At 63.7% G+C, this 14048-nt stretch carries 8 protein-coding genes; 4 read left to right on the forward strand and 4 right to left on the reverse strand.

The window, feature by feature from the left end; all coding sequences use genetic code 11:
- Positions 1 to 6: 6 nt before the first annotated feature.
- The gene (locus AC097N_RS07470) at positions 7 to 447 is read right to left on the reverse strand and encodes an RbsD/FucU family protein (RefSeq protein ID WP_479580265.1); all 441 of its coding nucleotides are present in this window, start codon (positions 445 to 447) and stop codon (positions 7 to 9) included.
- A 354-nt stretch (positions 448 to 801) separates the two neighbouring features.
- On the opposite strand from AC097N_RS07470, the gene AC097N_RS07475 reads away from it, so the two are divergent.
- Positions 802 to 1722: a PfkB family carbohydrate kinase gene (locus AC097N_RS07475; protein WP_479580266.1), complete on the forward strand. Its 921-nt coding sequence runs from the start codon at positions 802 to 804 to the stop codon at positions 1720 to 1722.
- Positions 1723 to 1784: 62 nt separating this feature from the next.
- Positions 1785 to 4343: an ABC transporter permease gene (locus AC097N_RS07480; RefSeq protein ID WP_479580267.1), complete on the forward strand. Its 2559-nt coding sequence runs from the start codon at positions 1785 to 1787 to the stop codon at positions 4341 to 4343.
- Between the two features lie 15 nt (positions 4344 to 4358).
- On the opposite strand, the gene AC097N_RS07485 is transcribed toward AC097N_RS07480, so the two are convergent.
- Positions 4359 to 8765 (reverse strand): EAL domain-containing protein, encoded by a 4407-nt coding sequence (locus AC097N_RS07485; RefSeq protein ID WP_479580268.1) that lies wholly within the window; start codon positions 8763 to 8765, stop codon positions 4359 to 4361.
- A gap of 293 nt (positions 8766 to 9058) precedes the next feature.
- Here AC097N_RS07485 and AC097N_RS07490 point away from each other — a divergent pair, with 293 nt between their 5' ends.
- Positions 9059 to 10117: a PLP-dependent cysteine synthase family protein gene (locus AC097N_RS07490; RefSeq protein ID WP_479580269.1), complete on the forward strand. Its 1059-nt coding sequence runs from the start codon at positions 9059 to 9061 to the stop codon at positions 10115 to 10117.
- Positions 10118 to 10124: 7 nt separating this feature from the next.
- Complete coding sequence (locus AC097N_RS07495; protein ID WP_479580270.1) at positions 10125 to 11225, forward strand: lipocalin-like domain-containing protein; 1101 nt, start codon at positions 10125 to 10127, stop codon at positions 11223 to 11225.
- Between the two features lie 19 nt (positions 11226 to 11244).
- On the opposite strand, the gene AC097N_RS07500 is transcribed toward AC097N_RS07495, so the two are convergent.
- Positions 11245 to 12807: a DHA2 family efflux MFS transporter permease subunit gene (locus AC097N_RS07500; protein WP_479580271.1), complete on the reverse strand. Its 1563-nt coding sequence runs from the start codon at positions 12805 to 12807 to the stop codon at positions 11245 to 11247.
- 11 nt (positions 12808 to 12818) lie between these two features.
- Positions 12819 to 14036, reverse strand: coding sequence for an EmrA/EmrK family multidrug efflux transporter periplasmic adaptor subunit (locus AC097N_RS07505; RefSeq protein ID WP_479580272.1), 1218 nt, complete (start codon positions 14034 to 14036; stop codon positions 12819 to 12821).
- Positions 14037 to 14048: the final 12 nt, after the last annotated feature.

A 14048-nucleotide genomic window follows, 5' to 3' on the forward strand; every position in this document is an offset into this window, starting at 1 on the left:
CGGGTATCAGTTAAAAATGACGCCCTTGCAAAACATGGCATTGCCAAAGGCGGTCGCTTCGCCACTCTGAATAATCAGGCTGGCACCCTTGATCTTGTCATAAAAAGCAAACCTTTCAACCGGTTCGACACCCTGTTCAGGGGTCCCCTCGGCCACAACGAGGTCCACCACGGCCTGCTGGGCGGGGGTTCGGTGGCTTTGCGGCTCGTTGCTGACGCGCATGTACGCAGCGGGCTGGGCCACGTCGACGGCCAGCGGAATCACGGACAAGACCGCCTGGCTCACCCTGGCCAGGCTATTGCCGGGCAGGCGAACGACGGGTTTGCCGTGGCTCAAAAAGTCGGCGGTGAAGTTGGCATCGACCACGGCCACCCATTCGCCATGGCCCATGGCGGACAGGTGCATCAGCAGCTCGGGCGTCAACAGGGGGTCAATACCTTTCAGCATACGGTGGTCTCTTGGTGAAAGGATCAATGAGGCCGGAGAAAGCTTTGACGCAAGCACCGTGTTGGGTCAGACCGCTGATTTGCGGCACAGAATTTGAAGTGGTCATAGCATGCCCAATGAGGAACTTGATGCGAAGCATGCCAGAAATCGATTCAAATTGCATTAGTAAAACCCCTAGGTTTATTTAATCGAGGAGTCTGCTCTAATCTGAACGAATTTGGCGCCAAAGCCTTTCTTGATGGCTCAGCCCTCAAACCGCAATAAGGAGACGACCCATAGCGCATGTTCGGCAGGTTGGCAGTCGTCTTCGCTGTGATCTGTCGTCAACGTTTACCAACAATGGGCACTTTAAATATGAGCCAATCAATCTGGGTTCTGGGTGAAGCGCTGATGGACTGCGTGGCGCAGGCCGATGGCACGCTGCGTCCCTTCATGGGCGGCAGCCCCTTCAACATGGCCCGTGCGGCTGCCCTGCGTGGCGCGCCGGTGGGGTACTTGAACCCACTGTCCACCGACAACTTTGGTGCGCAAATGCGTGAGCAACTCACCCGTGACCAGGTGGAGCTGCTCCTGCCCCCCAGCCGCTTGCCCACCTCGCTGGCCGTGGTGCAACTCACCAACGGCCAACCCAGCTACGGCTTTTACCGCGAAGGCATTGCCGACCGGGACTACACCGTTGACCAGACTCTGACCACGCTGGCCGGGGTGACGCCGGGTGTGTTGCACACCGGCTCGCTCCTGCTGGTGCCGCCGGAGCATGAAAAAGTCATTGCCGTCCTGCGCGGTGCCAAGGCGCTGGGCTGGACCATCAGTGTGGATGTGAATCTGCGTCCCAAACTGGCGGCCAACCTGCCGGAGTACATCAAGGCGGTTCAGGCGGTGGTGCCGCTGGCGGACTGGCTCAAAGCCAGTGACGAAGACCTGGAACTGCTGGGCTTTGCCGCACCGTCGCGTGCCAGGGCCCCCGAGATCGCACGCCAACTCACGGCACAAGGCGTCAACCGCGTGGCGTTGACGTTTGGCGGTGATGGCGCCTGGCTGCAGGTGGATGGCGCGCAGGCCGAACAAGACGTGCCCAAGATTACCGTGGTGGACACCGTGGGCGCGGGTGATACCTTCTGGGGCAATTGCCTGGGTGACTGGGTGTTGAATCCGGAACATGCCGCCCAGCGCGTGAGCACCACGCTGACGGAGGCCATGTTGGCCGCCGCCATCAACTGCACCCGCTCGGGCTGCCAGCCCCCGGCTTACGCGGAAGTGCAGGCCGCGCGCTAAAAACGCGCAGCGGGGTGCTCACACCCGCCCTACACTGGGCGCACACCCCCTACCGTGCGCTCATGATCGACCTGCTCAAAACCTTTTCCTGGCAAGAACTCCACCACCACCCCTGGCGCAACGCCGCCGCCGTGGTGGCCGTCATGCTCGGCGTCGCCCTGGCGTTTTCGGTGCATTTGATCAACGCCTCGGCGCTGGACGAATTCTCCAGCGCCGTGCGCTCCGTCAACGGCCAGCCGGACCTGGAGTTGCGAGGCATGCAGGGCAGTTTTGACGAAGCCCTGTTTGCCCGCGTGGCCAGACAAGCGCAAGTCGCTGTGGCCTCGCCCGTGCTGGAGGTCAGCACCTATGCCGTGACGGCCAGCGCAGAGCGGGTGCTGCTGCGTGTGGTGGGGGTTGATGCACTGGTGGTCGCCGCGGCCGCCCCGGCGCTCATGCCCCTGCCGGCCAAAGGGGCGGACCGGCTGGCGCTCTTTGCACCCAACACCGTCTTCTTGAATGCCGCGGCCCGCAAGCGGCTGGACGGTGACCGCCTGCAACTGCAAAGCGGCCAGCGACTCCAAACCGTGACCGTTGCGGGCAGCGTCAGCACTGGTGGCGCGCTCCTGGCCGTGATGGACATTGGGGCGGCCCAGGATTTGTTTGGCAAGGTGGGGCAACTCAGCCGCATCGACGTGCGCCTGCAGCCGGGCACGGACCGGGCCGCCTTCGTGCGGACCTTGCTGGGCGCGGCTGACTGGCCCGCGGGCGTGACGGCCACCGAGCCGGGTGATGCGCAGTCGCAGATCAACAACCTGTCGCGCGCCTACCGCGTGAACCTGACTGTGCTGGCGCTCATGGCCTTGTTCACCGGCGCGTTTCTGGTGTTCTCGGTGTTGTCGCTGAGTGTGGCCAAGCGGGCGCAGCAGTTTGCCCTGCTGGGCGTGCTGGGCCTGAGCGGCAGCCAACGCCTGCGACTGGTGTTGTGGGAGTCGCTGGCGCTGGGTGTGCTGGGCAGCGCGGCCGGCATTGCGCTGGGCACTGCGCTGGCGGCACTGGCCCTGCGCCTGCTGGGGGGCGACTTGGGGGGGGGCTACTTTGCGGGCGTGGCGCCCACGCTGCAATGGAACGGGCTGGCCGCCCTGGTTTACGGCCTGCTGGGCGTGGCGGCGGCTCTGGTGGGAGGCTGGTGGCCCGCGCGGCAGGCACAAAAACTGCCTCCGGCTCAAACCCTCAAAGGGCTGGGCGTGACCACCACGGGTCACACCCATCACTGGATCAGTCTCATTTTGATAGCGGTAGGTGCCCTGTTGACAAGGGCTCCAGCCCTATTTGATATTCCTCTGGCGGCCTATGCCTCGGTCGCGCTGCTGCTGGTGGGCGGCATCACCGCCCTGCCCTGGCTGATTGCCCTGCTGCTGGACCGGCTGGCTCCGCGGATATCGCGGCGCATGCTGGCGCTGCTGGCCATTGAACGGGCACGGCGCCAGCGCGACACGGCCGCGGTCGCGGTCAGTGGGGTGGTGGCCTCGCTCAGCCTGGCTGTGGCCCTGACCGTGATGGTGGCCAGCTTTCGGGATTCCGTGACGCAGTGGCTGGACCGCGTGCTGCCCGCCGACCTGTATGTGCGCAGTGCGGGCAACCTGGGCGCCAGCGACACCGTGTATTTCACCCCCGAGTTTGTGCAGGCCGCGACCCAACTCGCAGGCGTGCAGCGCGTGCAAACCCTGCGCCAGATGGCCTTGCTGCTGGACCCCGCCCGCCCGGCGGTGGCCCTGATTGCGCGGGAGCTGGACGACCCCGCGCGCAGCCTGCCGCTCATTGGCGAGCCGTTGCCCGTGCCGACTGGGCACATGGGCATCTACGTGACCGAAGCGATGGTTGATTTGCATGGGGCACGTCCGGGGCGTGTTTTTACCCCACTTTCAACATCTTTTAGGCCTCTAGCCCAGGAGGGACGTGCGCAAGCAGCTATATTTTTTGTAGCAGGCGTGTGGCGTGACTACGCCCGGCAAACCGGTGCCATTGCCATGGACCGGCGTGATTTTGAGCGCCTGACCGGCGACCGGCGTGCCAACGACCTGGCGCTCTGGCTGACCGATCAGACCGACGAAAACCAGGTGCAAGGCGCCCTGCGTGCGCTGGCCGAGCGGGCCAACCCGGGCACAGGCCAGTTGCTTGAATTTGGCACCGCCAAACAGATTCGCGCCACCTCACTCAAAATCTTTGACCGCAGTTTTGCGGTGACTTACTGGCTGCAGGCGGTCGCCATTGGCATTGGCCTGTTTGGCGTGGCCGCCAGCTTCAGCGCCCAGGTGCTGTCCCGGCGCAAGGAATTCGGCCTGCTGGCGCACTTGGGGCTCACCCGCCAGCAGATTCTGGCGGTAGTTGCTTTGGAGGGTGCGGCCTGGACCACGCTGGGCGCCATCGCGGGTCTGGTCTTGGGACTGGCGGTGGCCGTGGTGCTAGTGCATGTGGTGAACCCGCAAAGTTTCCACTGGACCATGGAGCTGATGCTGCCCTGGGCTCGCCTGCTCGCCTTGTGCCTGGCGGTGGTGGCAGCAGGCACCGTGACGGCCTGGCTGGCCGGGCGGGCTGCCGCCGGTAAAGATGCGGTGCTGGCGGTCAAGGAAGACTGGTAAGAACGGACGCAGGGGTCAAGACTGTTGCTCATGCTCAATCACCTTGAGCTGCGCCAGCAAGAGATTGGCCAAACCATGCAGTTCACCCAAACGGGTCAAGGCCCGGGCGCCTTGACCCGATTTTTTGAGTTCACAGAGTTCGGTGGCCAGTTCATGGGCTTGCCGGTGCAGACCATGAACGGCTGTGAAGGACGCATGCGCCCCGTGCCGCACCAGGCCGTCGCCTTGTAGCCAGGCGCCAAAGTGGCATTGCTCATGGTCCAGCTGGGGTGGCACCTCCCGGGCGTCGGTGAGGTAATTCACCACCGCCTTGACCCAGGTTCTGTGTTCCACGCTCGCAAACAGCAAAGGCAAGTCGGCCCGACTGACCAGCGGCACATGGCCCCAGGCCGCATCAGGCCGCCAGGTAGCCGTCCAGCCCGGCAGTTCATGCGCGGGCATGGGCCGTGCAATGCCGTAACCCTGGGCCAGTTCACAGCCCAGTTGCAGCAGCATGGCGCCGTGCTCCACGGTCTCCACCCCTTCGGCAATCACCTGCCGGCGAAAAGCGGCGGCCAGGCCGATCACGCCTTCCAGGATGGCCAGGTCATCCGGGTCGTCGAGCATGTCGCGCACAAAGCTCTGGTCGATCTTGAGCTGCGTGACCGGCAGGCGTTTCAGGTAAGTCAGCGATGAATAGCCGGTACCAAAGTCATCCAGCGCAAACATGACGCCCACCTCGCGGCAGGCCTGCATGATGTGCGAGACGTTGGCCAGGTCCTGCAGGGCGCTAGTCTCCAGCACCTCCAGGGCCAAATCGCTGGGGCTGACATCCGGGTGGGCCGCCAGGATGTCGCGCAGGCAGGTCACGAAATCAGCCTGCTGCAACTGGCGCGCGCCCACGTTGACGCTGACCGGAATGCGCAGCCCCGCTTCACGCCACTGCGACATCTGGGTCAAGGCGGTGTCAATCACCCACTGGCCCAGTTTCACCGCCAGCGGGTGGTCTTCAATGACGGGCAAAAACACGGCGGGCGGCAGCAGGCCTTTTTGCGGATGCTGCCAGCGCACCAAGGCCTCGGCGCCGATGACGGCGCCCGTGCGCATGTTCACCTTGGGCTGGTAATACAGCACAAATTCCCGCTGGGCCAACGCGCGGCGGATGTTCTCCAGACTCTCGTGGTGACCGCGCACGCTGCGGTCCTGCTCTGCATCAAACACGTGGTATCGGTTCTTGCCCGCCACCTTGGCCTGGTACATGGCCTGGTCGGCCTGGCGCAGCAGTTGCTCGGCATCCACGTCCTCGGCCTGCGGGTAAAAGGTGACGCCCAGGCTGCCGGAGACCTGCAGCAAGTCGTCGCCCATTTGCACCGGCTGCGCCGCGGCGTCGAGCAGGCGGGTCAACAGGGGCACGCTGGCGGAGACCTCTTCCAGGTCCACCAGCACGGCCACGAACTCGTCGCCGCCCATGCGCGCGAAGGTGTCGCCGTCCCGCAAGGCCTGCTTCATGCGGGTTGCCAGGGCAATCAGCAATTGGTCGCCGGTGTCATGCCCGTGGCGGTCATTGATGGCCTTGAAACCGTCCAGATCAAGAAACGCCACGGCCACGGACTGCCCACGCCGCAGCGCCTGCGTCATGCCCTGGCGCAGGCGGTCGGCCAGCAGCACCCGGTTGGGCAGCCCGGTGAGCGCATCAAAGTGGGCGATGTGTTCGAGCTGGTCCTGGTGCTCCTTCACGGTCGTGATGTCCGAGAACAAGGCCACGTAATGCTGGGTGTTTCCCGCCTCATCCCGCACGGCGCTGATGGTTTGCATCTCGGCATAGACGTCGCCGTTTTTGCGGCGGTTCCAGATCTCGCCATGCCAATGCCCGTGTTCCACCAGGCTGCTCCACATGGCGGCATAAAACTCGGGGCTCTGACGGCCAGAACTCAGGAAACGCGGGTTTCTCCCCAGTACCTCGTCGTGACTGTAGCCGGTGATGCGGGTGAAGGCGGCGTTGGTATCGATGATGCGGGCATCGGCCGTGGTGATGGTGATGCCCTCGCGGGCATGGGTGAACACGCTGGCGGCGAGCTTGAGTTGTTCCTCGGCCCGGCGGCGCTCCGTCAGGTCAATGTCCAGGCAAAACAGCTCGGGTTTTTTACCAATCGGGTGAATCAGCGCATGGCTGGAGAACACCGGCACCCGCGATCCGTCCTGGCGTTTGAGCAGCAGTTCGCCCGCGGGAATCGGCACCCCGGTTTCACTCATGTGGCGCATCGCGGCGGTAATGTCGTTCGACATCTCGGACGGAATGATCAGGTCCAGCAGGTTGGCCCCCAGGGCCTGGGTCCCCGGATAACCGTACAACAACTCGGACGCCTTGTTCCAGAACATCACCGTGCCATCCAGCGCATAGCCTTGCACCGCCACGCCCGGGATGTTTTCCATCACCGACCGAAAGCGCGACTCGCTGTCACGCAACTTCTCGGCTTCAAGACTGCGTGCAATGGCAATGCTGGCCAGGTAGGCAGCCTGCTCGATGATGGCCACATCCTTGTCTGTCGGTGTGTGAATGGCGCGGTGGTAGATGGCAAACGTGCCCAGCATCTGCCCGGAGGAAGCGCGGATGGGTTGTGACCAGCAGGCCGCCAGACCGGCCCGCGCCGCCAGGTCGCGATAAGCCACCCAGTAAGGGTGGGTGGCAATGTCGTCGACAAAGACCCGCTCGCCTGAAAACGCGACCGCCCCGCAGGAACCCGCGCCCTCGCCGATTTCAAGCCCTTCCAGCGCGGCTTTATAAAAATCAGGCAAGCTGGGCGCAACCGCCTGGCCCATGTGAAGGCCTTCGTGGTCGAGCAACAAAATGCTGCACAGCATGGCCGGGTTGAACCGCTCCACGCTGAGCACCAGCGTTTCAAGCGTCTGGACCAGCGGCCCATCGCCCATGAGCAACTCCAGCGTGTGGCTTCGAAACTCTTCGAGTTTCTTGACCTCCTTGAAGTCGGTGATGTCCAGGCAGGTTCCGATGTAACCCACCAACACGCCCTGGTCATCAAACCGGGGAACACCATGGTCCGTCACCCAACGGTAGTCGCCGTCAAAACGACGCAGGCGGTACTCCAGCGTGAAGGCCTGCCGCGCGTCAAACGCTTGGGTATAAGTGCCCAGGCAATGCCGGATGTCCTGCTCGTACACGCCTTGCGTCCAGCCCTGGCCCAACTCCTGGTCGAGCTTGCGGCCCGTGAAGTCAAGCCAGATTTTGTTCACGTAGCTTCGGCTTTGGTCGATATCGGCCGTCCACACCAGCGCCGAGGCGTTGTCGGCCAGCGCGCGAAAGCGGCTTTCACTGCCACGCAAGGCCTCTTCGCGCTGCGCCAGCGTGCTGAGCAAACGGTTGAAGCTGCCAATCAGGTCCTTCATCTCAGTGGGGCCGGCAATGGCCAGGGGCTGGGGCGGCAGGTTGGCATCGGACCACTGGCCCAGCGTGCGCGCCGCATTGACCACTGGCGAGAGTTCGCGCCGCAGCATCCACCACGTCAAGACGCCGGCCAGCAGCGTCAGGAGCAGGGTGGCGACCAGAATACGACGCTGCATCTCCTGCACGGGGGCAAACGCCTCGGCCGTTGGCAATGAAACCACCATGACCCAGTCCGCCACCGGGATGCGCTTGGCAGAGACCAGCACCTCCAGACCGAAGGTGTTGACGTAGGTGAGCGTGCCCTCATAGCCCTTGGCAAATCGGTCGACAGGGGGGCTGACGCCCGGTGCGGGCAAGGGCTGCATGATGCGACTCTTGTCACTGGAGGTCACATTCACGCGGTACTTGGGGGATGCCACAAAAAAGTTGCCGGTTTGGCCGTACCGGTTGCGGGTGACCTGGTCCAGAAAATTGGGCCACCCCAGATTGACCATGCCCACAAGAGCCCCCCTGACCCGGCCCTGCGCGTCACGAATGGGGCTGACCAGTCCAATCACCGGCTGCTTGAGAATCCGGCCCAAGGTGGGCCGGCCAATTCTGGACTGCCCGTCCTTGAACATCGCGGCAATGTCGGGGTTGTCCATGTAGTTGGTACCCAGGCGCCCGGTAGCTACGGGCATATCCGCGACCGTCGTGCCGTCCTGAGCCACGACAAAAACGCCGCCGTTGAACAGGTTTTGCAAGATCGGGTGCTGGGCGAGCACGACCTGAACGTCAGCGGGCCTTTGCAGCAGTGCCGGTGTCACACGGGCCGCCACGGTTTCCAGCGCCTTCAGCCGGCTGTTCAACTCCTGGTTGATGGAATCGGCCATCAAGGTGGCCGTTGAGAACTGCTGGGCCCCCAAAAGACGCTCCAGATCCTCCCGCAAGGTCCGGCTGGCATAAAAGGCCAGCGACCAGATACTGATCATGAAAATGACCAGCGTGAAGAGCGTCACCCGGATCTTGAGTGATTTCAACTGAAAAATATTCAAGTTCATTCAGGATTCCACAGCAAACAACAGCAGGCCAGGGACTCCATGATGTTTTACCCGCCCCTGAAAGTCAAAGGCAGCCTGTTCGCTCCAGAACCGACTCGCACTCATTTTTATACGTTTCAGGGCTGTAGCCCATATATAACGTGCACAAGCAGCTATTATTTTTATAGCGAATTTAATGCAACAGGCACAACGGACCGCAAGCGCTGGCTGGTCGCCCGTCGGCCAATGTCTGCGTACCCGGCATCACCGTGGACAGGGCGCCTTCATGGCACCAGGTCTGCTAATCTTCCCGCATGACCTCTGCAAATGCCTCCTGGCTGAACACCGCCATCGCCCTGATTGAAGCCGACTACCAGCGCAGCGCCGACACCCACCTCATCGCCCTGCCCCTGCCCGGCTTTGCCCGCCGCGGCATTGACCTGTATTTGAAAGACGAGTCCACCCATCCCACGGGCAGCCTCAAGCACCGGCTGGCGCGCTCCCTGTTTTTGTACGCGCTGTGCAACGGCTGGCTGCGTGAGGGCTCCACCGTGGTGGAGGCCTCCAGCGGCTCGACGGCGGTCAGTGAAGCCTACTTTGCGCGGCTGCTGGGCTTGCGCTTCTTTGCGGTCATGCCACGCAGCACCTCGCCGGAGAAGATCGCCCAAATCGAGTTTTATGGCGGTCAGTGCCAGTTGGTGGACAACGCCGCGCAGGTGTACGAGGTGGCCCAGTCGCTGGCGCGGCAGACCGGCGGCCATTACATGGACCAGTTCACCTACGCCGAACGCGCCACCGACTGGCGGGGCAACAACAACATTGCCGAGAGCCTGTTCACCCAGATGGCACGCGAACGCCACCCCATTCCGCGCTGGATTGTGGTCGGTGCGGGCACCGGCGGCACCAGTGCCACGGTGGGTCGTTATGTGCGCTACCAACGGCATGCCACCCAGGTGTGCGTGCCCGACCCGCAAGGCTCGGTGTTTGGCGCCTACCACCGCACAGGCGACGCCACGCTGACCGGGCCGGGGTCGCGCATCGAAGGCATTGGGCGCCCGCGGGTGGAGGCCAGCTTCATCCGCACCCTGGTTGACCGCATGCTGGAGGTCCCCAACACCGACTCCGTGGCCGCCATGCGCCTGCTGTCCACCCTGCTGGGGCGCAAGGTGGGTCCGTCCACCGGCACCAACTTCATTGGCATGCTGGCGCTGGCCGGCGAGATGCGTGCGCAAGGCCAGCAGGGCTCCATCGTCTCGCTGCTGTGTGATGCGGGGGAGCGTTACCTGCCCACCTACCATGACGCGGCCTGGGTGGCCGCGAACCTGGGCGACTGCACGGCGGCCACCGAGCGCGTTCGGAACCAGCTGGATTGACCCCGCCATGCCAGACCCCACCCACCACCTGACCCGGCGCCACCTGCTGCTGGCCAGCCTGGCGGCGCCCCTGGGCGTGACCCATGCCAATGGCGCCCAGCCTGCCCGGCGGGAGTTGAGCTTTCCACGAGACCTGGGCAGCCACCCCGACTTCACGACAGAATGGTGGTACGTGACCGGCCACCTGCGGTCCGGGTCGGGCGCCAGCGAGCGGGAGTTTGGCTTTCAGATCACGTTCTTTCGCTCACGGGTTCAGGCCACACAGGGCATGACGTCAGCCTTCGCGGCGAAACAGCTGGTCTTTGCCCACGCCGCCGTCACCGACGTGAAGGCCATGAAACTGCGGCATGACCAGCGCATTGCGCGCGAAGGGTTTGACGTGGCAAAAACCAGTGACAAAGATACCGCCATCACCCTGCGGGACTGGTCGCTGGTACGGGATGCCTCCCAGTACAAGGCCAAGGCCGTGGGCAACGGTTTTGAGTTCACCCTGGCGCTGCGGGAAACGCAGGCGCTCTTGCTGCAGGGCCATCAAGGCTTGTCACGCAAGGGGCCCGAAGAACAGCAAACCAGCTTTTATTACAGCCTGCCGCAACTGCAGGTGACGGGCTCGCTGGCACTGGATGGCCAGACCCTGCCCGTGCAAGGCACCGCCTGGCTGGACCACGAATGGAGCCAGGCCTTGATGCACCCGCAGGCGGTGGGCTGGGACTGGGTGGGCATGAACCTGTTTGACGGCAGCGCCCTCACCGCCTTTCGCTTGCGCAATCAAGCGGGGGAGGCTCTGTGGGATGGCGGCTCGTTTCGGCACCGCTCGATGGGCGCCACACCTCATGTCTTCAGCCATGGCGAGGTGCTATTCAAACCCCTGCGCAGCTGGACCAGCCCGTTGACGCAAGCCACCTACCCGGTGGAATGGATCGTGCGCACACCGGCGGACTTTTATACCGTCAAAGCCGTCATTGACAACCAGGAACTCGACAGCCGCAACTCTACCGGCGCCATTTACTGGGAAGGCTTGAGCGAGCTGTTTGACAGCAAGGGCAAACTGGTGGGGCGCGGCTACCTGGAGATGACGGGTTACGCCAGCCCGCTGCGGCTGACGTAACGGTCTCCTTCAAGTCATCTCAATGCGCGCCGGCCGCAGCATCGGCGTTGCCCGCACCGCCCAGCTTGGGGCGCGACAGCCACACCACGGGGATGAGCAGCAAAAAGATCAAGGCGGAGGCAAAAAACACGTCGTTGATGGCGAGCATGTAGGCCTGCTGGTCGATCAGCCGGTTCACCTGCGCCAGCGCCTGTTCAGGCGACAAGCCTGCGCTGTTGAGCCCGGCCAGCACCTGCGTCGCCGCGAGGTTGCCCTGGTTGATGGACTCGGCCAACTGGGCATGGTGCATGGCCGCACGGTCTTGCCACACGGTGGTGGCAATCGACGTCCCAAACGAGCCCGCCACAATGCGTACAAAACTCGACAAGCCGGAGGCCGCCGGAATCTTGTCCGGCGTGATGCCCGAGAGCAGGATGACCGACAACGGAATGAAGAAAAACGCCATGGCCACGCCCTGGATGATGGTCGGAATCATGATGGTGCCAAAGTCGGCCTGCGTGTTGAAATGCGAGCGCATGACCAGCACCAGCGAGAACACCAGAAACGCAAAGCTGGCCAGGTAACGCGGGTCAATCCTGCTCACATTCTTGCCCACCAGCGGCGACAGGAGGATGGCGAAGATACCCACCGGCGCCAGCAGCATGCCGGCGTCGGTAGACGGGTAGCCCATGAACTGCTGCAGCCACAGCGGCAGCAACACCACGTTGCCAAAGAACAGGCCGTAGCCCACCGAGATGGCCAGGGTGCCGGACCAGAAATTGCGCTGGGCAAACAGCCGCAGGTTCACCACCGGGTGCTCGTCGGTGAGTTCCCAGATCAGAAAAAAGGCAAAGCCCACCAGCGCGACCACGCCCAGGCCCACCACCTCGGGCGAGTGAAACCAGTCCAGCTCCTTGCCTTTGTCCAGCATGATCTGCAGCGCACCGACCCAGACCACCAGCAGGCCGAGACCGACCGAATCGATAGGCAGCTTGCGGATCACGCTTTCACGGGTGTGATAGATGCGCCAGACCAGGAAGGCCGACAGCAGGCCAATGGGAATGTTGATGTAAAAAATCCAGGACCAGAAAATGTTGTCGGTGATCCAGCCGCCCAGCAGCGGCCCGACCACCGGGGCCACGAGTGTGGTCATGGCCCACAAGGCCATGGCCAGACCGGCCAGTGCGGGCGGGTAGCTGGCGAGCAGCAGGCCTTGCGAGAGTGGAATCATGGGGCCGGCCACAAACCCCTGCAGCGCGCGAAAGGCGATCAGGGTGGTCATGTTGGGCGCCAGCCCGCACAGCCAGGAGGCCAGCACGAACAGCAGCACGCTGGTCACGAACAGGCGCACCTGGCCAAAGCGCTGTGACAACCAGCCGGTGAGCGGTAAGGCAATGGCATTGGCCACGCCAAAACTGGTGATGACCCAGGTGCCCTGGTTGGCACTGACGCCCAGGTCACCCGCGATGGCGGGCAGCGACACGTTGGCGATGGACGAGTCCAGCACGTTCATGAAGGTCGCCAGCGACAGGGCAATGGTGCCCCACAGGCGGGCCGAGCCTTGCAGCGGCGGCAGCGGAGTAAATTGAGGTGCGGTCGCCATGGGGGTCTCGCTCAATGGCGACCCATGTTGGCGGTGATGATTTTGCGCACCTCTTCGGCAGCGCCGCTGTCCAGCGACTCATACACGGCGGTTTGCACCAGCGCGGCGGCGCGTGGCGCGTCGGCCAGCATCTTGCCGTCTTGCTTGCTCACGTCCACCGTGGCTTCCATCGACAAGCCCACGCGTAAGGGGTTGGTGGCCACTTGCGCAGGGTCCAGCGCCACGCGCACGGGCACACGCTGCACCACCTTGATCCAGTTGCCGGTGGCGTTTTGGGCCGGCAGCAAGGCGAATGCCGCGCCGGTGCCTACACCCAGACCCGAAACCGTGCCGTTGTACTCGACCTTTTTGCCGTAGAGGTCAGCCGTCAGCTTGACGGGCTGCCCGATGCGGATGCTGCGCAACTGCACTTCCTTGAAATTGGCATCCACCCACAACTGGTTGAGCGGGATGATGGACATCAAAGGCGTACCCGCCGCCACACGCTGGCCCAATTGAACAGTGCGTTTGGCCACAAAGCCATCGACCGGGGCAGGCAAGGCGGCACGTTGGGTGGCCAGGTAAGCCTCGCGCACTTTGGCGGCCGCGGCGAGCACGCTGGGGTGCTTGTCCACGCTGGTGCCTTCGGTCATGGCCTGGTTGCTGGCCAATTGCTCTTTGGCCGCGGCCACACCAGCCTGGGCGGCACCCAGGACGCTCTTGGCATTGGCCAACTGCGTTTGGGCATGGTTGAAGTCTTCCCTGGACACGGCGCCGTTGCCGACCAGCGACTGACGGCGGTTGAAGTCATCGGTGGCGCGGGTGATCTCGGTCTGGGCCTTGGTCACGTCCACCTGACGCAGGGCAATTTGCGCATTCAAGCTGCCGTTGTTGGCATACAGCGTGCGTACCTGGCGCACGGCCTGGGCCAGGTTGGCCTCGCTCTGGTCCAGCATGACTTTGGCATCCGCCGGGTCCAGCTTGACGAGTGCCTGGCCCGCTTTGACATAGTCGTTGTCATCGGCCAGGATGGCCATCACGGTGCCGCCCATCTGGGGCGTGATCTGGATCACATTGCCTTGCACATAGGCGTTGTCGGTGGACTCGTAGTGGCTGGCCACCAGCCACTCATAGGCGGTCCAACCCACGCCCGCGACGACGACGACGCTGGCCAGCGCAATCAGGCCTCGCTTGCGCGGGGAGCTTCCGGCGGCCAATGGAGATTTGTTGGGGGTTTGGATGTCGGTCATGGTGTTCTTGTT

It is taken from the genome of Rhodoferax sp. LS1R11 (genome assembly GCF_056521395.1).